Source organism: Seonamhaeicola sp. ML3 (genome assembly GCF_023273855.1).
Classification (GTDB): Bacteria; Bacteroidota; Bacteroidia; order Flavobacteriales; family Flavobacteriaceae; genus Seonamhaeicola.
In genome coordinates this window covers 1,596,933-1,621,038 of sequence record NZ_CP096884.1, presented here as the reverse complement: position 1 = coordinate 1,621,038, position 24,106 = coordinate 1,596,933, and the positions used below count along the sequence as shown (strand labels likewise).

The 24,106-nt window shown below is 35.7% G+C and carries 16 protein-coding genes; 2 read left to right on the top strand and 14 right to left on the bottom strand.

The features are described 5' to 3' along the window. Positions 1–4: 4 nt before the first annotated feature. Positions 5–1,444 (bottom strand): DUF5689 domain-containing protein, encoded by a 1,440-nt coding sequence (locus M0214_RS07240; RefSeq protein WP_248724799.1) that lies wholly within the window; start codon positions 1,442–1,444, stop codon positions 5–7. Between the two features lie 4 nt (positions 1,445–1,448). Continuing rightward, positions 1,449–4,250, bottom strand: a complete 2,802-nt coding sequence (locus M0214_RS07235; RefSeq protein ID WP_248724798.1) for a TonB-dependent receptor — start codon at positions 4,248–4,250, stop codon at positions 1,449–1,451. 119 nt (positions 4,251–4,369) lie between these two features. On the opposite strand from M0214_RS07235, the gene M0214_RS07230 reads away from it, so the two are divergent. Continuing rightward, entirely contained in the window at positions 4,370–5,419 is a 1,050-nt protein-coding gene (locus tag M0214_RS07230) for an endonuclease/exonuclease/phosphatase family protein (RefSeq protein ID WP_248724797.1), read from the top strand. An 8-nt stretch (positions 5,420–5,427) separates the two neighbouring features. Here the strand turns inward: M0214_RS07230 and M0214_RS07225 are convergent, their stop codons facing one another. The 12 genes from M0214_RS07225 to uvrC form a co-directional block, all read right to left on the bottom strand. Next, positions 5,428–5,862, bottom strand: a complete 435-nt coding sequence (locus M0214_RS07225; protein ID WP_248724796.1) for a hypothetical protein — start codon at positions 5,860–5,862, stop codon at positions 5,428–5,430. Positions 5,863–5,953: 91 nt separating this feature from the next. Further along, positions 5,954–7,303, bottom strand: coding sequence for an endonuclease (locus M0214_RS07220; RefSeq protein ID WP_248724795.1), 1,350 nt, complete (start codon positions 7,301–7,303; stop codon positions 5,954–5,956). An 80-nt stretch (positions 7,304–7,383) separates the two neighbouring features. Further along, entirely contained in the window at positions 7,384–8,532 is a 1,149-nt protein-coding gene (locus M0214_RS07215; protein ID WP_248724794.1) for a hypothetical protein, read from the bottom strand. A gap of 12 nt (positions 8,533–8,544) precedes the next feature. Continuing rightward, on the bottom strand, positions 8,545–11,091 hold the full coding sequence (locus tag M0214_RS07210; RefSeq protein WP_248724793.1) for a TonB-dependent receptor: 2,547 nt from the start codon (positions 11,089–11,091) through the stop codon (positions 8,545–8,547). Positions 11,092–11,541: 450 nt separating this feature from the next. Next, a complete protein-coding gene (pgi, locus tag M0214_RS07205) occupies positions 11,542–13,161 on the bottom strand; it encodes a glucose-6-phosphate isomerase (protein ID WP_248724792.1) in 1,620 nt (539 codons plus the stop codon). A 3-nt stretch (positions 13,162–13,164) separates the two neighbouring features. Beyond that, the gene (locus M0214_RS07200) at positions 13,165–14,481 is read right to left on the bottom strand and encodes a peptidoglycan DD-metalloendopeptidase family protein (protein WP_248724791.1); all 1,317 of its coding nucleotides are present in this window, start codon (positions 14,479–14,481) and stop codon (positions 13,165–13,167) included. Beyond that, positions 14,436–15,362, bottom strand: a complete 927-nt coding sequence (locus tag M0214_RS07195) for a tryptophan 2,3-dioxygenase family protein (RefSeq protein WP_248724790.1) — start codon at positions 15,360–15,362, stop codon at positions 14,436–14,438. The genes M0214_RS07200 and M0214_RS07195 overlap by 46 nt, the downstream gene beginning before the upstream one ends. Continuing rightward, positions 15,362–16,144, bottom strand: coding sequence for a DUF3108 domain-containing protein (locus M0214_RS07190; RefSeq protein ID WP_248724789.1), 783 nt, complete (start codon positions 16,142–16,144; stop codon positions 15,362–15,364). The genes M0214_RS07195 and M0214_RS07190 overlap by 1 nt, the downstream gene beginning before the upstream one ends. Positions 16,145–16,288: 144 nt before the next feature. Continuing rightward, a complete protein-coding gene (hppD, locus tag M0214_RS07185; protein WP_248724788.1) occupies positions 16,289–17,446 on the bottom strand; it encodes a 4-hydroxyphenylpyruvate dioxygenase in 1,158 nt (385 codons plus the stop codon). Positions 17,447–17,596: 150 nt separating this feature from the next. After that, complete coding sequence (locus tag M0214_RS07180) at positions 17,597–18,751, bottom strand: homogentisate 1,2-dioxygenase (RefSeq protein ID WP_248724787.1); 1,155 nt, start codon at positions 18,749–18,751, stop codon at positions 17,597–17,599. 219 nt (positions 18,752–18,970) lie between these two features. Further along, positions 18,971–21,214 (bottom strand): patatin-like phospholipase family protein, encoded by a 2,244-nt coding sequence (locus M0214_RS07175; protein WP_248724786.1) that lies wholly within the window; start codon positions 21,212–21,214, stop codon positions 18,971–18,973. An 8-nt stretch (positions 21,215–21,222) separates the two neighbouring features. Continuing rightward, entirely contained in the window at positions 21,223–23,016 is a 1,794-nt protein-coding gene (uvrC, locus tag M0214_RS07170; RefSeq protein WP_248724785.1) for an excinuclease ABC subunit UvrC, read from the bottom strand. A 214-nt stretch (positions 23,017–23,230) separates the two neighbouring features. On the opposite strand from uvrC, the gene rimK reads away from it, so the two are divergent. Beyond that, positions 23,231–24,106 carry a 30S ribosomal protein S6--L-glutamate ligase gene (gene rimK, locus M0214_RS07165; RefSeq protein WP_248724784.1) on the top strand — a complete coding sequence of 292 codons (876 nt, stop codon included), beginning with the start codon at positions 23,231–23,233 and terminating at the stop codon, positions 24,104–24,106.

Below are 24,106 nucleotides of genomic sequence, written 5' to 3'. Positions count from 1 at the left end.
TCATTTACGGTACATAATCAATACTAACATCATCCAATTCATAAAGTCCATCAAAAGATTCTTTATCCCCGCCAGTGTATTTAAAAGCGATATGAATAGTTCCCGAAAGACAAGATAAATCTACATTTCCTGAGTTAAACCAAGTTACAAATGAATCGGAATCTTTAACCACATAAGCATCTGATAAAATGCTCCAAGTCGCCGAAGTAACATTGGCTTCTGTTCCATCCCAATCCTGAGAATACAATACTTCCATAAAACTACTATCCGCTCTACTATTGGAGGTTTTAAAACGAAGCGTTTCACCTTCTTGAGTGTCTAAATTAATTGCAGGTGTAATTAACCAACCTATGTTTTTAGTATCCCCAGAACTAGCCGATTGAAATCTGGCAGAACGTCCCAAAGACGCATTGGTTGAAGTAGATGACCATCCTTCCCATCCTTCGGAGCCAGCTTCAATATAATTCGTCCAGCCATTGCCTTCAACCAAACGATTGTTGCGTTGCGATTCGAAATCTTCAAAGAATAAGTTTTCAGTACCAAAGGTGGACGCAATACCACAGGAGAATTCCAACGGATCGCATCTTTTGGCGCTATCAAAATTAACAGATGCTGAACTTAAAGGTAGAATAACACTAAAATCGTCTCTAAAATCTCGACTGTAAACGCCTACAACACTCCCGTTTCCTTCAGGAACCAACAAGGCTTTAAAATCGGAAAATGTACTGGTTTGCATGATTACCTGCACACCTGAATCACAACTTTCCAGCAACCTTAATCCATCAAATTCATCGAAAGATTCACTGGCAAAAGTAGCGCCCAATTCAAACCTATTCAATTGCATATTATTCAATTGAATTAAAGTATTTTCATCTGCTTCGGTTAAATCTTCCAGATTAATCACTTTAGCTTGTATTTCGGCAATTTCTGTACTTCTTAATACAATATCCCTGTATTCTGAAGCCTGAATTTGTTTTACATTAACCGCATCTCCTTTACCAATGGTTATGACGCCGCTTGTTTCACCAATGGTTAGCCCGTTCAACTTAACATATACTTTTTGCCCGAACTGATATGTGTCTGACAAATTGCTCTTGTTAATATCTATCTTAAATCCAAGTCTTGGGTCGTTTTCCGGATTACTACCATCTATTTTATTCTGAATGATGAGTTCTTCAAAAAAGTTTCCGGCCTTATCAGAGGACACCACATAACCTTCAAGATAAACATCGTCTTGAATCACAACAGTAGCGTTTCCGCCATTAACTGCTTGTTCATATAAGGACTTAATCGCTTTAAATGTTGTGATTTGATTTTGAGGGATTTCAAGTTCAGACACTGAAATATCTGGAATACCGTAATCATCATCTTTAATACAAGAATTTACAAATAACAACATATTTGCAAAGACTAGTAGTGCTAATATTTTTTCTATCCTTTTCATCTCTTTAAAATCTAAGATTAAGGTTTAAGAAGTAGGTTGTTCCTCTTCCATACCAATATTTTGGTCCAAAAACTGGAGTACCCAGTGCTTTATCATCTCGTAATTCTCTATAGTTGGCGTTTCTACCTTGTTCAAACCCGCCTGTTTTATAAATTTCATCCAATAGGTTGTTGATACTGGCAAAAAAACCAACATAATAATTTCCAATTTTCCATGATTTACCCCCAACCAAATTAACCACCATATAATCATCAAAGCGTTCTTGCTTTAACAACTCCCTAGCCAAATCTTCATCATAATCATTAAACACATTACCATCGAAATCGGTATTGAAATTCGATGACCTTGTTAATGGGCTCACATCAATATATGTATTTGAGAAAAAATTAGCTGCGGCACCAAACCACCAAAACTCAGGGTCTCTATACTCAAACCCCAACGAATACGCGTTTTGGGGGCCAGAAGCTAATTTGTAATTTTTAAGTTGGGCTTTACCAAAATCTTTAAAACCATCAACAAAACCAGCATCTACCGACTCTTGGTCTGGTTCTGTGGAAAGGTATAAATTAGGATTATTATCATAGGTAAACTGACCAACCGATGCCACCCCTTTTAACTTAATTCTAGAGGTTACCTGTGCTTCTAAACCTAATTCTACACCCAAATGCTTTCTGTCGATACCCTGTAAAATTTCCTGAACAAAAACAGCATTATCGCCACCAATACCATCAGCAAAGAAAAAAGAGATTTCACTAGCATCTGTTATTTTCGTATAATAACCAGTAAGTTTTCCCTGAACTATTGGTGAACGCAAAATATAGCTTACATCTACAGCCATTATATTTTCATTAGAAATATTAGGTACCACGTTATGATTTTCTCTAGAATTAGAAAATGTATTCTGAATAGTGGGTGCTCGGGATACGTAGCCCGCATTTAAATTAAAAACATGCTTTCCGGTTAATTTAAGAGTTGCTCCTGCTTTAGCTCCAAATCCTGTAAAAGAGAGTTTGTTTCCTTTCCCAAAAGAGTTGTCTGGAAACCCTCCATTTTGATAAAGCCCCTCTCTTTGATATTGTGTTTGTTCAATATTCCCTGCAATATAAAAATCTAATTTACTGAAGTTAAACTGGGCCTGGGCAAAAGCGCTAACTTCACTAGCCAAGATGTTATAGTTATATTTAAAAACATCACCCTCACCAACCAACCGGTTTGGGTTTAGTAAATCATTTTGAGCTTCGTTTATTTCAGAGGCAAAACCATCAATATCTAAATATGTTGAAGCGCCTAGCAAGTCTAAAACCTCTGCAAAATTTTCAGACTTTAGGTTCTTATAACCTACCGAAGCATTCAAGATGGCATTATCATTTAATTTCTTATTTAAAATAGAATTAATAGTTAGTTGAGCGTCGTCAACTCTATCTTCGTACAAGGCATAAATGGCATTTCCACCATTTTGGGAGTTACTTATATTGGCATCATACATGCCATTCCAATCAATTTGCCCTTCATTCTGAAAATCTCTCAAAGCGGTATATGCAAACTGCAGGTCGTTTGGAAAGTTCCTCTCAAAATAACTAGGTGAATTTTGATAATAGGTGGGACTCGGATTTGCCCCTCCGCCTTCTGGAAAACCATTTATTAAGTCTGTGCCATTATAATCTAAACGACTGTTGCTCAGTTTTCCAAATTGATAACCAATATTGGTTGTTAATGACGTTTTATCATTCAAGTCCCAATAGTGATTTAACATTATGATAGGTTCACTCACTTCTTTGATTCTGGAATTTCGTTTTTCGCCATCTTGCCATCCCCAGTATTCGTTATACTTTATGTCCTTTAAATCGAATACTTCCTGTGTATTTGGAGAAGTCTTACCTCTTCGGTTAGGCGTGTAAATAGCAACTAAACCTAAACTGTGGGTATTGTTAAACTTCTTCTCTACCGAAGCAAAAAAAGAATTTGAATTATAGGACGTCGCATCTTGAAAGCCCTCGTTTCCCCAACGCCTACCTATAGAAATGGTATACGCCCAATTATTGGCTAAAAGTCCCGATGCATAGGATGCCATAACGCGATTGGTATAACTTCTGTTAGATGAGGAATAGGTAATTCGTCCACCAGGTCTTGACTCAGATGCTCTTAAATTAATATTTGTACTCCCTAGAACACCACCAAATGTGAAACTTGATGGTGACAGCCCAAGGGCCAATTCTTGGTTTCGTAATACATCATTGACACCTCCCCAATTACTCCATTGCGGCCGACCATTAAAGGCTTTATTCATTTCAATGCCATTCAATAAAATGGTTCCATTATTGGAATCTAACCCGCGTATCCGGAAAAAAGAAGAACTAAACTCGAATGCCGCTGTTCTTTGAAAAACATCTAACGAAGAGATTAACAATCCTGAAATATTGTCTGCACCGCTCGCATCATCATTTAGTTCGTCATCGGTTAAGGTTATTGTAAACAAGTCTTCAATTTCAGATACGTCCCTATCTAGGCTCATGTCAAAAATCTTTAATACTACACCTTCGTTCACAATAATGGGAAATCGTTTTGAAACATAACCGGTCTTCGAAATTCTTAACACTTGTTCACCAAAAGGGATATCGTTTAAAAATTCAAATGTTCCTAATTGATCTGTAAGTGTTTTTAAATTTGTGTTTTCGATTTCTACCAGAACCCCTTCGATAGGTAGGTAGGTCAAAGATTCTTTTACACTTCCTTTTACTACTGTATCTTGAGCCTTAACTGAAAGTAAAAAAAATAGAAACAGAAATGTAAATGTGGTTTTTTTCATCCTAATTTATAGACACATAAATATATAAAAAGTAACCTAATTCAGATAAAAACTCTAATTTTATATCATACTTTGGCTTATCTTTTGCAGGTCAATTATTAGCTGTTTTTTGTTTAAAAATGAATACTTTGAAAATATATCTTTCGATTTTTTTAATTGTGATAACCACTAGCCTGAACGCACAAGAAAAAAAGTTTAAAATTCACACGGTAGCTTTCTACAATTTGGAAAACCTCTTTGATACCATTAATAACCCCAATAAACTTGATGAGTATAGCCCGATAATGGAAATGAAAACCGGGAGAGGCGAAGCATACAAGCAAAAAGTAAAGAATATGGCTAGGGTTTTAGCCGATATTGGTAAAGAAACCACAAAGAATAGTCCTAGTATTATTGGTATATGTGAAGTTGAAAACAGAGCGGTTATCGAGGATTTGGTAAATGATTCTTCACTTGTTAAAAAAGACTATGGCATTATTCACTACGACGCACCAGATGCCCGAGGTATAGATGTAGCACTTTTGTATCAAAAGAATGCATTTCAGCCCATTAAATCGAGTACCTACGAACTCAAAATTTTTGATGACCAAGACCGTTCCCGTATTTACACCAGAGACCAATTATTGGTAAGCGGTATGCTAGAAAATGAGTTAATCCATATTATCGTAAACCATTGGCCTTCCAGGCGTGGAGGCGCAGAAAGAAGCGATCCAAAACGTGTAGCTGCTGCAAAGTTGAATAAAAGTATTGTTGATTCTTTACAATCCCTTGACCCTTATTCTAAAATTATTATCATGGGGGACTTAAACGACAACCCTACCAATAAAAGTGTGAAAAATGTGCTAGAAGCTAAGGAAAAAGCAAACAAAGTAAGGCTAAAAGACATCTATAATCCTTTTACTAAAATCTATAAAAACGGAATAGGAACTACAGCTTACAGGGATAACTGGTTTTTGTTCGATCAAATTCTTTTTACAGAGCCTTTCCTCAAAAAAAACTCAGAAGAACTCAACTATTTTAAAGGCGGTATTTTTAATGCAAATTATTTAACCCACCACAAAGGAAAATATAAAGGGTATCCGTTTAGAAGTTTTTCTAGCGGAACTTTCACAAACGGTTACAGCGACCACTACCCCGTGTATATCTATCTAGTGAAGGAAATGCCGTAGCAAACTTATCAAATCCAAGTATTCCAAGGAATTCTAGACAAAAATAAAACTAAGGCTATTGAATAAAATATAGCTATCTTTTTAAGTTTAGCCCCAGAAGTAAGTACCTTTTTATGTTTTGAGTAGCCAATTGTAATTAAAGCAACTCCAAGAATATTAACAAAAGGGTGCTCTACCAAGTAAAATCTTGCTAAACTATTTCCCATTACGCCTCCGCCTAATTCACTCCATAAATCGAACCTTGGAGACACAAAATACAGTACTATTCCAATTAACAATTGAATGTGAGAAACAATTAAAGTAAATAAGGAAATCCTGAAGTCTTTTGCACTATACTCTTTAGAACCAACAGTCTTAATGATAGCATTAAAAGCAGCAATTATTATAACTAGTAATACAAGATAGGCCCAATAGGAATGTAAGCTAAGAATAGTTTCGTACATGGTTTTGTGTTTTTATTGAAATCAAAAATAATGATTTTAATCCATAAAAAAACCGCTTCAATGAAGCGGTTTGTATTTTTTGTATAATAAATTATTCCCATCTATTTTGGGCAGCTTCTCCTCCCCAAATTAAAGTGGCCAAATAAGGATTATCTATAAATGGATTTCTGTTGCCTTGAGCTCCTAAAATCACACTGTTTCGTTGTTCCTCGAAAGCAGACACTGGATCTTCCCTATTCCATTTCAAAAATAATTCTATTGTTCCCACCTTTGAAAAGGTTTCTCCATATCGAATATTAAGGTACATCATCATTCTTGCAACATCACCTTTCCATTCATCACCCGGGAACCAAGCTTCGCCTATTAGTTTGTAAGTTCCAGAACCATCGATAAACGGATAATTTAATCTGTCGCTGTTCACCGTGGCATCACAAGCCCTTAAATGGTGTAAATCTGTTACAGCATCGTCTGCATTTAATAAAGACTGAGGATATACGTGCTCTGTATTAAAAGTTTGAGGCGAATGTGTATTAGAACCAGATGTCCATTCTCTTTCGTCCCTACTTTCACTAGAATACATCAGAATAACGTTGCTTGTATTGTTTATATCTTCATCGGCATCGTAAAGATATTGATGTCGTTGTCCGTAAGATAGTATTGTGGTGTGTTTTGATATTGTTAAGGATTCTAGATTAGAACGCATGATGTCTGGAACATCTGTAAAGGTTGTTCCGGAATAATAGGATTGAATTTCTGTAGGTATACTTAAACTAATCTCCCTTACTACAGTAATCGTAACGGTTGCTGTGGAGCAGTTATTTTCTGGCAAATCATCGTCACAAATAGTATATGTAAATGAATCTTCACCTAAAAACCCAGCTTTTGCAGTATACGAAACCGTTTTATCCATATTAAGGACCACCGTACCCTGAGTATTACTATCATCAATAGCGGTAATAACCGAATCGTCTACAGTGTCGTCATTAAGCAATAATTTGTCAAGAACGGTTAACGCGTTTTCTACAACGCTAAAACTATCTGCATTTGCTATTGGATCACCTTCGTCTGTAACAGTAACCGTTACAATTGCCGTGGAACAATTGGCAGGGCTATCGTCATCACATAAGGTATAAGTAAAAGAATCTTCACCTACAAAACCTGCTTTTGGAGTATAAACATAGCGAGTACGCTCATCTACTACTATACCACCATTGGCTGTGGTACTGTCGAAAGACTCTACTCTTGCATTATCTACAACCGTGTCGTTATCTAAAAGATTAGATAAAAAGAGTTCGGTATCTTCGGTAGTGGTCGCAGTATCGTTTACAGCCACTGGAACACCATCATCTTTAGGTGTTTCTTCGGGAGTAACCGAATCATCTCCACCACTACTACAAGAAAAGAAAACGGCAATTAGGCATGAAGCAACTAACTTATTCATAACAATTTAAAGGATATTAAAACCTAAGGAAAAAAACCACCTCTAAAAACGAGGTGGTTTTTCTAATAGGTATTTTTAATTTATTGGTAAATCCAAACACCGCCTTCTTTGATAACGGCTTTTGTTTCATTACCAGTAGACCCTGTGTAAACAACAAAAGTTAAAATATACTTCTGTCCGTCTTCGGCACCAGGGTTTCTTGTATCTAAAACCACATTAAACGCCTCTAACAGCATATCGTCACTCCAGAAATTCGAGCTTCCTGATCTTCTATCAAAACTTCCGAAGAAACCAACATTATCTGCAGGTCCTGGATATTTCTCTATAAAAGAACTTTCTATCAGGGCAACATCTTCTCCTGTAAGCGTGTACTTAATAGTATTGTCTGGCACCCAAGTTGTACCATCATGACCAAACTGAAGCACTTGTGTAATTACATTATTATATTCTGCCCATTCAGCACCATCGAAAATGAAGTATTTCACATAACTGTAAGTCGTTCTATCATCTGTACGACCATCGCCATCAATATCATCAACATCGGTAACAAATAATTTGTACATGGTACCAATAATGTCGCCAGCCTCGTAAGTCTCAAATTTAAGTTTGTCTTTTAGAAATATTGGAATTTTAGCAACAGCTTCATCTTCCGAGGAAAAGTTAGGAAACCCTTCTCCCATTAGGGTATATTCGTCATCAGTAAATCCTAACATCATTTCCCAAGCACCATTTATAAATAGGTATCCGTTATTGAATTCATTAACACTACCATTAAAAAACTCATAGGTTAAAGAAACGAGTGTTCTATCTGCTGGGCTAGGATATTTCCATTCTAAAAACTCAAAAATTTCAGATTCTCTATCGAAATTACCAAATCTATGGCCTAGATCATCGTAATCCTGGTCGGTAACCTCATATCTAATAAGGCTTCGCTCATCTCTTTTAGGAAAGAACAAATCGTATGTTACTATAGCACTAGAGTTATCTTTTAAAGCTGGAAATTTCTCATCTAACAAACCAGGTATTAACTCTTTAGCTTGATCCTCTGAACCGAAGTTAGGAAAGTTAAGTCCTAAATCATCGTAATCTTCATCGGTCAATTCTAATTCTACATCTCCAGAAATAGGCACTGCATTAGCATCAATATCCTGAAAAATTTCGTCAAGCGGATCACATCCTACAAGAGCAACCGCTAGAACCATTGTGATTAAATAAATTATTTTTTTCATTTTCAAAGTTTTTTAGAAATTAAGTTTTGCACCTAAATTAAAGGTTCTACCAAATCCAATCCACACGAGTGCAGTTTCGGCTGTTGAGCCAGATCCATCCTGAGCATCAGGAATATATTCAGTATCGAACACATTATTAACACGTGCTGTTAAAGAGGCTCTAAAAGGCCCAAAATCGAAACCATGAGTCATGGCAACATCGAATAACCCAAAATCGGGCATTTTCCATGCGTCTGGCCCAGGAGTATTTCTGTCACTTGGGTCAAAATCGGCATAAATATCTGCGTTGTAAACATAGTCCACCACAAGTCTGGTATCTAAACCAAACTTATAATTTGCTCCTAGCCCAAAAGTGGTTTGAGCGGCATCAGACACATGTACATCTTTGATAAACAGGTTTACAGTATCTACAAGGTTTTGTTCTTCATCAAATACTTGTACATCTGTTACATTACTATCCCATCTCCAATCACCAATAGAAGCCATACCATTAATACTTAACTGATTTGTTGCTTTGTAAACAAAATCAATCTCAATACCTTGGTGAATGGCATTAACCCCAAGAATATTTGCAGAAGCTCGGGTTCCATCAGGTTGTTGGAATGTAGCAATTTCTGTTCTGTCGTTCCAAAGCGTTCTGTATAAGTTCACATTTGCGGCAAGTTTTTCACTTCTATATCCGTAACCCAACTCAAAACTTGTTATTTTTTGGTTTTCTGCATCGTCATTGATGTTATCATTACTGAAGTTTAAGAAAACTGCATCGAAATCTGCAGCTCTTTCAAAATAACCGAAATTTGCAAATACATTATGATTTCCATCAATTCTATAATTCGCTCCACCTTTAATACTACCACCAATGAAATTATAGGTATCTGTTTCCTGAAGCGGATCTGAATCTAAATAATTAAAACGGTCGACCCTTCTGTATGAAGTATTGGAGAAAGCGGCAGCAACAAAAGCATTGAAGTTTTCTGTTACATCATATTCTAATTGTCCAAAAGCTCCAATCCAACCAACGTGCCCGTCGTTATCGTAATTAATTTTATCACCAACGCCAGCAGCAAAATTAGGGTTGTTTGCATTATTATCGTCTAAGAAGTATTGTCCACCAAGCAGGTCTGTAACCTCTTGGAAATGTATCCCTTTGTAAGATCTAAAATCTAAACCAACTTGTAAAACCATTTGGTCGTTCAAATTTGTTTTTAGGTTTGTTAATAACCCGTACCAGTTATGATCGTTACGTGATGCTCTTAGAATAGTTTCAGAACCTAAGGCACCAAGCGCTTCATTTTCTTCGGCAATTTTATCGAAGTTGATAGGACCATAAAGACCATCTCTGTATTCACTACTTCCGTCGGCATTAAATGTAAACTTATTTACACCTCTAATACCGCCACCACCTCCAGTTCCGAAGGATACATAAGCAGAGGAGTTTATAGATGTATTTTCATTTAAATTCCAGTAGTGGTTTAAGGATATTTGAGGTTTATGATAAAAGTTATCCTCTTGGAAAGTAACCTGTCCGTTATAATATCCCCAATCGGCATTAAACTTTCTACCTCTTTCACTATTTCTGTAGGTTTCTATAAGTTGTCTATTTTGTCTTTGTCCATGTTGTTGTTTCGCACCAAAAGCAGAAAAAGACAATTTATGTTGATCGTTGAACTCTTTTGAAAGGTTAACAAAGTAAGACACACCATTAAACTGTGTACCATCTACATAGCCATCTCCTTGAGTACTAGCTGCCGAAACAGTAGCAGCAAACCCATTATCCATTAATCCTGTTGAATATGTTACTCCGTATTTAGAATACCCGTCATTACCAACAGAAGTGATTATATTACCACCTTCTTCTACATCTGTAGTTTTGGTTATAATATTAATTGTACCACCAATAGAAGGCACTGCTATTTTAGCTGCTCCTAAACCTCTTTGCGTTTGCATGGTACTTGTAACATCGCCAAGACCTGCCCAGTTAGACCAGAATACTCGACCATTTTCCATATCGTTTACTGGAATACCGTTAATCATAACTGCCACGTTTACAGAGCCAAAACCTCTCATCCTAACTTGACCGTCACCAAATCCACCACCGGCTTTAGTAACATAAATACCTGGTGTTGTTTTTAAAATCTCTGGAAATTCTTGAGATCCTAATTTTAATTCGATATCAGCAGATTTAATAGTAGAAACCGCCACAGGAGTTTTTCTATCTACAGCTACCGATGCAATAATTTGAACCTCTTCTAAACCAAACTGACTTGATTCCAGTGTAATTACACCTAAATCTGTATCGCCTGAAAAAGCAATAGTTTTAGAATTGTAACCAATAAAGGAAATGACTACCTCTCCCGAAGAAGAAGACGCATTTAAAGAAAAGTTTCCATCAAAATCTGAAGTCACACCATTAGAGGTGCCCTTCTCAATAACGTTAGCCCCAGGAAGCGGAACGTTAGTCCCAGCCTCTACAATTGTACCTGAGACTGTCTGAGCAAAAATTGTTGCGCTAAATAACATAGCTACAGTCAACAATAAAAATTGAGTAGTTTTTTTCATGAGAAAAATTAATTAATTGAATTAGTCATGCAAATTTACGGATAAAAGCACATTAAATGTTAAGCATTTGTTAACAATAATTAACAATTTTTATACACATTAAAATGTTTATTGATAAAAACCCTCTCTATTTTTTTGTTTTTTGTTACAAATTGTAAGTATCATACTTTTCTCTTTGTTTATACAGTTTAGTACACTATCTTTATAAGTTAGACTTTATTTCAGCCCTTAGCCTCTTACTAACCCACATTAAAAAACGCTTTCTAAGTCAATTCAATTTCTAGATAATACAGATTGAAACGGTTTGGAAAATTATAAAGCGGCCCCTATTCTAAATTGGATAAACAAAGCAGAAACTATCAAAACATTCAACAAGCACTCATAAAAAAAGGCTCGAATTTTTAAAATCCGAACCTAGTCTTTAAATTTGATTGTATACGTTTATGTATCTTATCGCTTGCTCTTATAATGCGCCAAAAGATTACTTGTTGAAGCATCATGCGCATTAGTAATACCTCCACCAAACTCCTTCAAAATCTTAGAAGCCAATTGCTTTCCTAGCTCAACACCAAATTGATCGTAACTGTAAATATTCCATATAACACCTTGAACAAAAATTTTATGCTCATACATGGCTATTAACTTCCCTAAACTTTCTGGGGTAAGTTTATCAATAAAAATAGTATTTGTTGGTTTATTGCCTTCAAAAATCTTGAATGGAACAATAGACGCTTTAGCACCTTCATCAATAACTTGTTCTTCTGTTTTTCCATTTAATAAAGCCTCTGTTTGTGCTAGAAAATTAGAAATCAATTTATCTTGGTGATCTTGGTTACCATACAAGCTTTTTGTGAAACCAATAAAATCGGCAGGAATTAATTTTGTTCCTTGATGTATTAATTGAAAAAAAGCATGTTGTGAATTTGTTCCCGGCTCACCCCATATTAGGGTTCCCGTTTGATAATCTATAGCATTTCCTTTTCTGTCTACACACTTTCCATTACTTTCCATGATACCTTGTTGCAAGTATGTCGCAAACTGGTTTAGATACTGAGAATAAGGAATAATAACCTCACTTTCGGCATCAAAGAAATTATTGTACCAAATACTCAACAACCCTAAGACGACTGGGATATTGGTTGAAAAGTCTTCATTTTTAAAATGATCATCCATCTTGTTGGCTCCAGTTAATAAACTGGCATAATTATCATATCCAACCGCTAAACTGATAGATAAGCCAACGGCGCTCCAAAGTGAAAATCGTCCACCAACCCAATCCCACATTGGAAAAATATTGTTGGGGTCAATTCCAAAACTTTGAACGGCTTCTAAATTCGTAGAAACCGCCACAAAATGCTTCGCGATATCTTCTTCTGAAGCCGATTTCAAGAACCAATCTTTAATCGTGTTGGCATTAGATAAGGTCTCTTGAGTAGTAAACGTTTTTGACACTATTACGAATAGCGTAGTCTCTGGATCTAACTTTTTTATTATTTCATTAACGTGGTCCCCATCTACATTACTAACAAAATATGTGGTTAAATGGTTTTTGTAAAACTGCAAAGAATCTACCACCATAGCGGGACCTAAATCTGAACCGCCAATACCAATATTCACAACATGGGTAAAAGCTTTTCCTGTATAGCCTTTTCGTGACCCATCTACAACTTCGTTAGTAAACGTCTCTATTTTTCTTTTTACTGAAAATACTTCTGGGATTACATTCTCTCCATCAACATGAACAACAGCAGACTCTGGTGCTCTTAAAGCCGAATGTAATACTGCTCTACCTTCGGTTTGATTTATTTTTTCACCTGAAAATTGAGACTCTATTGCCTCTTTTAGTTTTACATCGTTGGCTAATTCCAGTAAATATGTAAAGGTATCTTCTGTGATTCTGTTTTTAGAGAAATCAACATAAAAATCATCCCATGTAATGGTATATTTATTTGCCCGCTCACTATCCTGAGCAAATAAATCTTTCATATGTAGACCGTTTATTTCATTGTAATGGTCTTGGAGTTTTTTCCAAGCATTGGTTTGTGTAGGGTTTATTGTTGGTAATGCCATAAGTTAATAATTCTGGGTTATTAGGTTTTCATCCATTGGTTCTTCGAGTATTTCATCATCGAAAGGAATATTATCTAATTGAACCCTGATTGGTTTTATATATTTTAAATATTGTGTTTTTAATGAATCTGAAATGGGTTTAGCTTCGGGTAGTTTTTGCTTAAATGGATCTACCTGTCTGCCGTTCACCCAAAAACGATAACATACATGAGGCCCTCCAGTATTTCCGGTCATACCAACCCAACCTATAATATCGCCCTGTTTTACAAAATCGCCCACTTTTGCCTTACGCTTTTTCATGTGAAGGTATTGTGTTTCGTAAGTAGCGTTATGTCTAATCTTTACATAATTACCGTTTCCTCCTCTTCGTTCAGATTTAGTAACGGTTCCATTAGCTGTAGCCATAATGGGCGTACCAATAGGAGCAGCAAAATCGGTTCCTTTGTGAGCTCTTATTTTATAACCGTAAACCGCAATCCTTCGCCTTAAATTATAACGTGAAGAAATACGGCTAAACTTAACAGGAGCTTTTAAAAAGGCTCGACGTAAATTTTTTGCTTCTTCGTTGAAATAATCCTTAATCCCCTTTACAGAATCTGTTTCAAATTGGAAGGCATAAAACGGCTCTGAATTATGCTCAAAATAAGCCGCTTTAACATCATGCACACCTGTATAAATTGAATCATCTATATATTTATCTGTGTAAATGACTTTGAATCGATCACCTTTTTGAAGACGTCTAAAGTCAATAGTCCATGCATAAATATTATCTGCTAACAAGTTAGTCAAAACTGCGCTTACACCCTTATTATCTAAAGTTTCAGAAATACTACTATTGATAACACCTGTAACCGTTTTTTCTACATATTTAATAGGCTTCCTGCTTTTAAAAGCATGAATGGAATCTTTGAAATTAATAACTACATACTCTTCTTTGGTTGGTTGATAAATAAAGGATTCCGGTAATTCTAAAGAATCTTTTGAGCAGAGAATCGTATAAGGCTTGCCTGCTTGAAAAAACCTAGCAATATTATAAGTTTCTTTAGTTTTTTCGGCAATATGGAAAATTTTAGGGTAACCAATCTTGTTTTGCTCCAAAATTTGCCCAAAACTTTCACCTGCCTTTACTGTATCTCGTTTTACGATGTAGTTATTTAAGTTAAAACCAAACTCATAAACATCTACTGGTTTTTTAACCTCAGCAATTTCTTGCTCCGTAACCTCTTTTTTATCTTCTCTACAAGAACTGAAAAGAACAAGTGCAAATGCTAAAACTATAAAATATTTGTTCCCCAATCTTCTATCTCTTTTTTGGTCCATAAATCTGGAAAAAATATTCTTTTTTGATACTTCGGGTGCATATACTTAACCCATTCACTACCTCCGGTGGCATCTGTTGTTTTTCCTCCAATATTTAGGTAATGAACTGCGGTATTATAGTGTGCCATAACCCACTTTACGTTAACCGTTAAATCGTAGTGTCGCATCGCCTTAACCAAATCTTTATCTTTTTGAGCTTCTTTTGGTAAACTTTTAAATTTAGACCAAAGGTTATTTTTTTCGTAAAACTTAGTAAATCTAATAAATTCTTCCTTATAGCGCTCTTCAAAAACAGCTAAAGTATAGGTCTTTTTGCCTGTTTTATAATCCTTACCGGCAGCTTGCCAGTATAAGTGTTCGAAAGCATTGTCGTAAGACGAATTTCTATCGATTGTATCTCGAAATCTTTTATCGATTAAATTGATAAGTTCGGTGGATGCAAATTCAATCTTTCTGTATTGTGCACTTTGAAATCCGCTTGCTGGAATAAGTGTCTGCCTAAATTTATTATACTGTTCTATACTCATACCATCTTTCATAATACTGAAAGAGGAAGTTAACACATCAAAATAACGGCTAATGCGCATTATTTTATCTGTGAATATAACAGCATCTATTGAGTCGTTTTCTGCTATTTGCTCAATTTCACTGAGTATCATTTTAAACAAGAGCTCCGAAATTTGATGGTACATAATGAATACCTTCTCATCTGGAAAACTTGTTCTTGTAATTTGTAAATTTAAGAGTGCATCAATTTGTATGTAATCCCAATAATTTATTGGTTTACTGTACAGAAGACCTTCTAGATGATCTTCTAAATCCTGATCTATTTTTTGGTATTTCTCTTCGAGCTGATTAGTAATTTTGGAATCTGACCCCATTATCGTTTAACTACTATTTGAAACGGATGCTTTAGCCCCTTAAAAGCATCTAAATCTGCTCTTAAGGAACCTACCGCTAAGTCTGCTTTAATGCGTAAAGGTAGCTTATTTTTGTCTTTCGAGACCCATAAGGTTAAACTTTCTTCTTCCTTAAAAACACGGCCTGCCATTACATATGGTCTAAATTTTAAGGTTTCCACATCTCCAAATTCGGTATCCAAAATCTCTTCGCCAAGATACTTTAATTTAAACCCATAATTTTCTTCATCAAAAAACATATCTACACGAACCTCATCTCCAATTTTAAGCGTATCTGTATCCATATTGTTCCTTAGATAATAAAACGTTGAGACCATGTCTTGAATATTTGGCCTGGTATCGATTACAGATTGTCTATTATGCTTCTTGTTATTTACGTAAGCCTTATTGTTTTCTTGGTCAAAATCTATTTCTATGTCTTTGGTGTAGCCACCTTCATCTATATTTCTGATGAACTTATAAGGCATAATGGTTTGTTTATCGAAGTAACTTTCATAACGATCCTCTACTTTAAAAAACCATTTAATCATACCTGTGGTCCAGCCTTTACCAACAACATGGTAAACCTCTTTATTCTCCAAGGTAGCATCGCTAACGGTTAGCGTAGCATTACCAGCTTTTAAAAAGCCACTATAGCTCATTTTGAATTTAAACCATTCGCCATCTCCAAAAGCCGATTCTTCTTGCGAATAGGATATTGTTGATATGCAAACAGCAAATATTATAAGTAGTATTTTTTTCATTTTTCTTTGGGTTATGTAACTAACTAATTAAGTACTTATTTATTGTTGTACTTAAAAAATTACAATTACTATTCCAAAAATATAAAAAATCTTGGGAGCACCTGTTTTTGTAAGACGTTCTTAACAATTATTTGTTACAGAAAACTAGAGCGTACCCCTTTTGGCCTGTTCTCTTTCTATAGATTCAAAAAGCGCCTTAAAATTACCGGCACCAAAACCTCGAGCCCCCATACGCTGAATGATTTCAAAAAATAATGTTGGTCTGTCTTGTACAGGTTTAGTGAAAATTTGAAGCAAATACCCTTCTTCATCGGCATCTATCATAATCCCTAAATCTTGAAGCGTTTTAATATCTTCTTTCAATTTATGATTATGAGTCAGTAATCTTTCCGGAACCGACTCATAGTAAGTATGTGGGGGTGTAGACAAGAACTCTACCCCTCTTGCTCGCATACCTTCTACGGTTGAAACTATATCATCTGTGGCTACAGCAATATGCTGTACACCAGGGCTTTCGTAAAAATCTAAATACTCCTCGATTTGAGATTTTTTCTTCCCCTCTGCCGGTTCGTTTATTGGAAACTTTATTCGGCCATTACCATTGCTCATTACCTTACTCATTAGAGCAGAATATTCAGTATGGATTTGTTTATCATCGAACGAGAGAAAGTTCTCGAAACCCATTACATCTTCGTACCATTTTACCCAAGTATTCATTTGCCCCCATCCAACATTGCCCACCATATGATCCACATATTTTAAACCTAAGGTTTCTGGATTATAATCAGAGTCCCATTTTTCGAACTTAGGCATAAAAATACCGTTGTAGTTTTTACGTTCTACAAACATGTGAACAGTTTCGCCGTAAGTGTAGATTCCTGCTCGCACTACCTCGCCATACTCATCTTTTTCAACACATGGCTCCATGTAGGACTCGGCTCCCCTACTCGTGGTTTCTTCGTAGGCTTTATTGGCATCTTCAACCCAAAGCGCTATTACTTTTACACCATCACCATGTTTAACAATATGGTTATTAATAAGGTTTTTTGAATTTAAAGGCGTGGTTAACACCAATCGTATTTTATCTTGTTTAACTACATAGGATACTGTGTCCTTGCTTCCTGTTTCCAATCCTTTGTAAGCAAAAGATTGAAAGCCAAATGCTGTTTTATAAAAGTGGGCTGCCTGTTTGGCATTACCAACGTATAGCTCAATATAATCTGTACCAAGAAGCGGCAAAAAATCTTGCGCCCCTTTAAATATTTTTTCTAAACCGTAGTTTACTGGTTTTATGTCTTTCATTTCAAAAAGCCCACCCTAACCCTCCCAAAAGGAGGGAACTCTAAACTGGACGCTGGGAGTTTATTAATCTTATTTTACCTAATTGAATTTGAACTACTAATCAATCTTTAAGTCACTATTCTCTGTCCCTTCGGAAAAATTAAGAGAGGCCTAAAGCCACGATTTATAATAACCCTCTTCTGCAATTTTCATGGCCTCTTCTGTAATCATTAAAGGTTTAAACGTATCGACCATTACGGCCAATTCATTTGTTTCCTTCTTCCCTATACTTCGTTCCGCAGCTCCAGGATGGGGTCCATGTGGAATACCTGCAGGATGTAACGAAATATGTCCTTCTTCAATAGCGTTTCGACTCATAAAATCGCCATCAACATAATACAAAACCTCATCAGAATCTATATTACTGTGATTATAAGGTGCTGGAATCGACAAAGGGTGGTAATCATACATTCGCGGGACGAAACTACAAACCACAAAAGCATCTGTTTCAAAAGTTTGATGTACAGGTGGCGGCTGGTGTATTCTGCCCGTTATTGGCTCAAAATCATGAATAGAAAAAGCATAAGGATAATTATAACCATCATATCCCACGACATCAAAAGGATGCGAAGCATAAACCATTTCTATAATATCACTTTGTTTTTTCACTTTAATTAAAAAATCGCCTGTCTCGTTGTAGGTCTCTAATTCTTCAGGTCGACGAATGTCTCTCTCGCAAAACGGAGCGTGTTCTAATAACTGTCCAAACCAGTTACGATAGCGTTTTGGCGTATAAATGGGCCGATGTGATTCTACTATAAAAAGTCGATTATCTTGAGTATCAAAATCTATTTTATAGATTACACCTCTAGGTATAAGCAAATAATCACCATATTTAAAGTTAAGATCACCCAACATGGTTCTTAATGTTCCTGTTCCTCTATGGACAAAAATTAGTTCATCGGCATCGGTGTTTTTGTAGAAATAATCTTTTAATGATTGTTTTGGAGCAGCAAGAACGATAGCACAATCACTATTTACCAATACAGTCTTTCTGCTTTTTAAAAAATCGTTTTCTGTTTTTACCGAAAACCCTTTAAACAGGTGAGATTTAATATTATTCTTAACAGTTACTTTTGGAGCAACACTATATTGATTCCCTATGTCTTTTACCTGTGTGGGTCGTTGCTCATGATAGCAATTGGTTGACATACCGTCAAAACCAATAGTTCCAAACAGTTGCTCATGATATAAGCTCCCATCGGGTTTTCTGAATTGAATATGACGCTTATGCGGAATTTTTCCAAGTTTGTGATATATAGGCATTTTACTAAATTTTAAATTTTAAAAACTAAAGCTGTAAAACTTTAAATATCAGTACGTATTGACATACAAAAGTGCCTGCCTATTCAGGATTTCTCTTGAGAAGGTAATGTAAATGAATTAAAAGATATGTCCAGAATAAATTCATCGTTACTAAAGATACAATATTTTATTAGGTCAAAATCTTAACAATACGTTAAGTATACCTGTTTTTATGTTTCTCTAAAACCAGTATCCCAGATTGAAGAACCAGATACTCTTATTACGCTCTGGAGAATAGCTATACTTTACTTGTATGGGTCCCAAAAATGTATCTATAGCATATCCCAAGGCATAACCTCTGTAAGTGGGTAGAGTAAACCATTCTCCGGTATCGAATATATTATCCTCAATATTGGCCCAATTACCCTCGAGTGTAACATGGTGTTTATTAAAAATCTCATAGTCTAAGCCCGCATAAGCCTTAACATAACTATTTCCTGTTAAGGATATAAAATCGTAACCCAAAAAAGGCACAAAATTATTGATAAGGTTGTTCCCATATCCACCAAGTGCAAAGTCTAAAGTTTGTGTAGATTTATCCCCAAGTTTAAAACCGCCACTCGTCTGTAAATTCAAGGCCAAGTTATCTGAAATACTAAACGCATAACCCAAATCGGCCTTTGCTATGGCAAAGGCATCAAAGCCTTCATTAAAATGAGAGGCATAAAAGTAATAATGTAAATCTCCGTTAAAGAACAAGCCTTTCTTTGGAAAATACTTATTATCATAAGTGTCTAACTGCAAGGTTGAAAACAAACTCACATAATCTGTGTTTTCGAAAATAAACTCGTCATCCTCATCACCAACAGCTAAAGTTTCTGAAGATATCTCTAACCTTTTATGCTCTGCCCCTAGACTAAGCGAAAAGTCTTTTCGAAACAGGGTCTGTAAATAAAACTGATTGGTTTGATCCTGTAATTCTACATCTATTTTATTAAGGCCGGCTGCGTCTAACTCAGAGTCATTAAGCAATAATTCTGCGCTTATGTTTTTATGAAAGTCGTTAAATGAGGAACGAATACCTACACTCAAATAAAATCCTTTATCGATTAAAAAATCAAAATTGTAACGCAAATTATCACCCAGAACAACATCTAAGGAAGCTATGTCATTATCAAAAAATAAATGTTTTCTGGTAATATTGAACAATGCTCCGCTTTTGTAGAGGTCATCATAATGAACTCCAAATTTTAAAAAAGTAGCATTATCCGCTTCTTTTAAATTGGCATAAAAATCATATCCAGGTTTCTCTTCAGAAGTCTTTAATTGGTAGTCTAAAACATCAAAATTATTAGTAGCAACTAAGCTATTTATTCCTTTATTAAGTTGAGAATAGCTGATTTTCTCATCCGATTTTAGTTTAAGCTTTCCTAGCACATAAGACCTCGTGTATTTTTCTAAACCCGAGAGACTAATTTTATTTATCTTGATACTATCCTGTACATAAGATTTAGTGTTTAGAGAAAGTGAAGACGCTCCTTCTTTTGAGGCTAATGTTTTTAGTTTATCCTGAGCACGTTTAGCCGCTACCCATCCCAAATCGATTATTTTCTTGGCAGCATCGAAAGATACTACGTTAAAATCTTTTATGTCCGGTTTTATGTAAATATCGGTCTTTTTAGACTTAATTTCCATATCCTTTATAGTTCTAAAATTGTTTATTTGAAGGAGAACATCTGGTGCAGAGGTTAGTTCTGTTCGGTTCATAAGTCCGTCTTGCACATCAACACCAATCACAATATCTACGCCCCTAGCCCTTAGTTCATCAATGGGATAATTATTTACAACTCCTCCATCTATTAATAGTTGCCCATTTAGATTTACGGGTTGAAATAACGTTGGCAAAGCACCGCTAGCCATGATACTCTTGGGAAGATTACCTTTTTCTAAAATAACTTGCTGTCCTGTTTCTACATTAGTAGCAATACAAAAAAATGGGATGGGCAATTTACTAAAGTCTTCAATTTCATTAACATGAAGCAGTAATTTTAACAAGTAGTTATAAGCGTTTTGACCTCTAGACAAGGCCGATGGAAGTTTGAGCTTAAAATCATCGAATGGGAGTTTTATAGCATATTTTTCATCGTTGTTACGTTCAAAAAATCCTTTTGATGCCCTTGGCAGATTATCAATAATTATATTTTCAAAGTCAGCTTTACTAAAAATTGAATCCAGTTCTTTACCTGAGTAACCCGATGCGTATAAACCAGCAACTATGGCTCCCATACTTGTTCCTCCTATGTAGTCAATATCAACCCCTAAACTATCAATAACCTTTAGTACACCAATATGGGCCAAACCTTTGGCGCCGCCACCGCTTAAGACCAAACCAACTTTAGGAGTTTCAGATTTCAATTCCGTTTGAGCTTGTGAAGAAATACAACCTAAAAAAGTTAAAAATAATATTAGAATTGGTCTTTTCAAATTAACAACTATTTGCTGTGATAATGATTATAAACCTTTTCGGCTCGGCTATTACCAACGACTTCTTCCAACTCATCGAGTTTGGCATTGGCAACCCGCTTGGCCGATTTAAAATGTCTTAATAATTCCACAACTGTTTTTTCTCCAATACCGGGAATGGTTTCCAACTCTGTATTTAACGCATTTTTACTGCGCTTATTTCTATGGTGCTCTATACCAAAACGGTGCGCTTCATTTCGTAATTGCTGAATTATTTTAAGTGTTTCACTTTTCTTATCTAAATATAATGGAATTGGATCATTTGGATAGTACAATTCCTCTAATCTTTTAGCGATTCCAATAATGGCAATTTTACCTCTTAACCCTAAGACATCTAAACTCTTTAATGCAGACGACAGCTGTCCCTTTCCTCCATCTATGATGATTAAATGTGGTAAAGGTTGTTCCTCATCGCGTAGTCTTTTATATCTTCTGAATACGACCTCTTCCATAGAAGCGAAATCGTCGGGACCTTCAACCGTTTTAATATTGAAATGTCTGTAGTCTTTCTTACTGGGTTTGCCGTTTTTAAATACCACACAGGCTGCCACAGGATTGCTCCCCTGAATGTTAGAGTTGTCGAAACATTCTATATGTCTTGGTTCTTCAGATAGACGTAAATCTGCCTTCATTTGTGCCATTATCCTATTAGCGTGTCTGTCTGGATCTACAATTTTATCTTGTTTAAACCGCTCCATACGGTAATACTTGGCATTTCGTAAAGATAAATCTAAAATATGCTTCTTGTCACCTAATTTTGGAACGGTCACTTTGAGCTTATCGCCTAGTTCCACTTCGAAAGGCACATATATTTCTTTTGATTTTGAATGAAACCGCTGCCTAATTTCAGTAATGGCCAACTCGAGTAGCTCCTTATCGGTTTCATCTAGCTTCTTTTTAATTTCTAAAGTATGAGACCTGATTATGGAGCCATAGGACAACTGCAAAAAATTAACATACCCGTAGGTCTCGTCGCTCATTATGGAAAACACATCAACATTGCTAATCTTAGGATTTACAATAGTAGAACGTGCTTGGTAATTCTCTAAAATTTCAATTTTTTCCTTTATTTTTTGAGCTTCTTCAAACAACATGTCTTCAGCTAATTGTTTCATTTGCTCCTTAAACTGATGTAATGAATCCTTAAAATTACCTTTTAATATTTGCCTTATCGCCTTTATGTTCTCGTTGTATTCTGTTTCGGTTTCCTTACCCTCGCAGGCTCCTTTACAATTCCCTAAGTGATATTCTAAACAAACTTTGTATTTCCCAGCTTCAATTTTACTTTCTGCTAAATCGTAATTACAGGTTCTTAAAGGATATAACCCTTTTATTAAATCTAACAAAGTGTGCACGGTTTTCCCGCTTGTGTAGGGGCCAAAATATTCACCACCACCCTTAAAAACACGTCTTGTAGAAAATACCCTTGGGAAACGCTCTTTTTTTATACAGATCCAAGGATAAGACTTATCGTCTTTCAACATGACATTGTACCTAGGCTGGTGCTTTTTAATTAAATTGTTTTCTAACAACAAAGCATCTGTTTCAGTTTCGACTACAATATGTTTAATATCGGCTATCTTTTTTACTAAAACCCTGGTTTTGCCATAATCATGGTTTTTGGTAAAGTAAGAGCTTACGCGTTTCTTTAAATTTTTAGCTTTCCCAACGTAGATGATGGTGCCTTCGGCATCGAAATATTGATACACCCCCGGAGCGTTAGGTAAGGTTTTAAGCTGAATATCTAAGGGTGTATTACTCATCAAACCAAAGGTATTAGGATTTGACCAAAAAGAAAAACTATTTTAGCTTGAAAAGTACAAACCTTACCCAAGGAGATATTCGTTTTAACGGAAACGACATTTCTTCGGAAACCTAGATACATAGCACCAAGGAATTCTTTTCAATTTAAAGTTTCAAGTACTTAAAGTTTACTATATTTATTTCAACTTAACTTTAGATACTTTAAGTACTTCAATGAACATAGTAATTCTTTCCAGGAACGCTAATTTATATTCTACAGCTCGACTTATAGAAGAAGGTGAAAATAGAGGTCATGAAATAGAAGTTATTGATCCCTTAAAATGCGACCTCATTATCGAAAAAGAAAAACCCACCATTTACTATAAAGACCGATACCTAGATTATGTTGACGCTATTATACCTAGAATAGGAGCTTCTGTTACATTTTTTGGCTCTGCTGTTGTAAGACAATTTGAAATGATGAATGTGTTCACTTCTGTTACGTCGGATGCCATAATACGTTCTAGAGATAAACTTAGAAGTTTCCAAAGACTTTCTAAAGCTGGTATAGGTATGCCTAAAACGGTTTTTACAAATTATTCTCGAGACATTGAAAAAGTACTATCCCATGTTGGAGGTGCGCCTGTAATTATAAAATTACTAGAAGGCACCCAAGGCCTTGGCGTAGTTTTAGCAGAAACTAAAAATGCTGCAGAATCTGTTTTGGAAGCCTTTAACGGATTACAAGCCAGAGCTTTGGTTCAAGAATACATAGCAGAAGCAAAAGGTGCCGATTTGAGAGCCTTGGTGGTAGACGGACACGTTATTGGTGCTATGAAACGCCAAGGTAAAGACGGTGAATTTCGTTCAAATTTACATAGAGGAGGTTCTGCCGAAATCGTTAAACTAAGCGAAGCTGAGCTTAAAGTAGCCATGAAAGCATCTAGAGCCTTAAAACTTCCGGTTTGCGGGGTTGATATGTTACAATCTAAGCGAGGGCCACTGCTCTTAGAGGTTAATTCCACACCCGGATTAGAGGGTATTGAACAAGCAACTGGTAAAAATATTGCCAAAAGCATTATTACATATATAGAAAGAAACAGTCGTTAA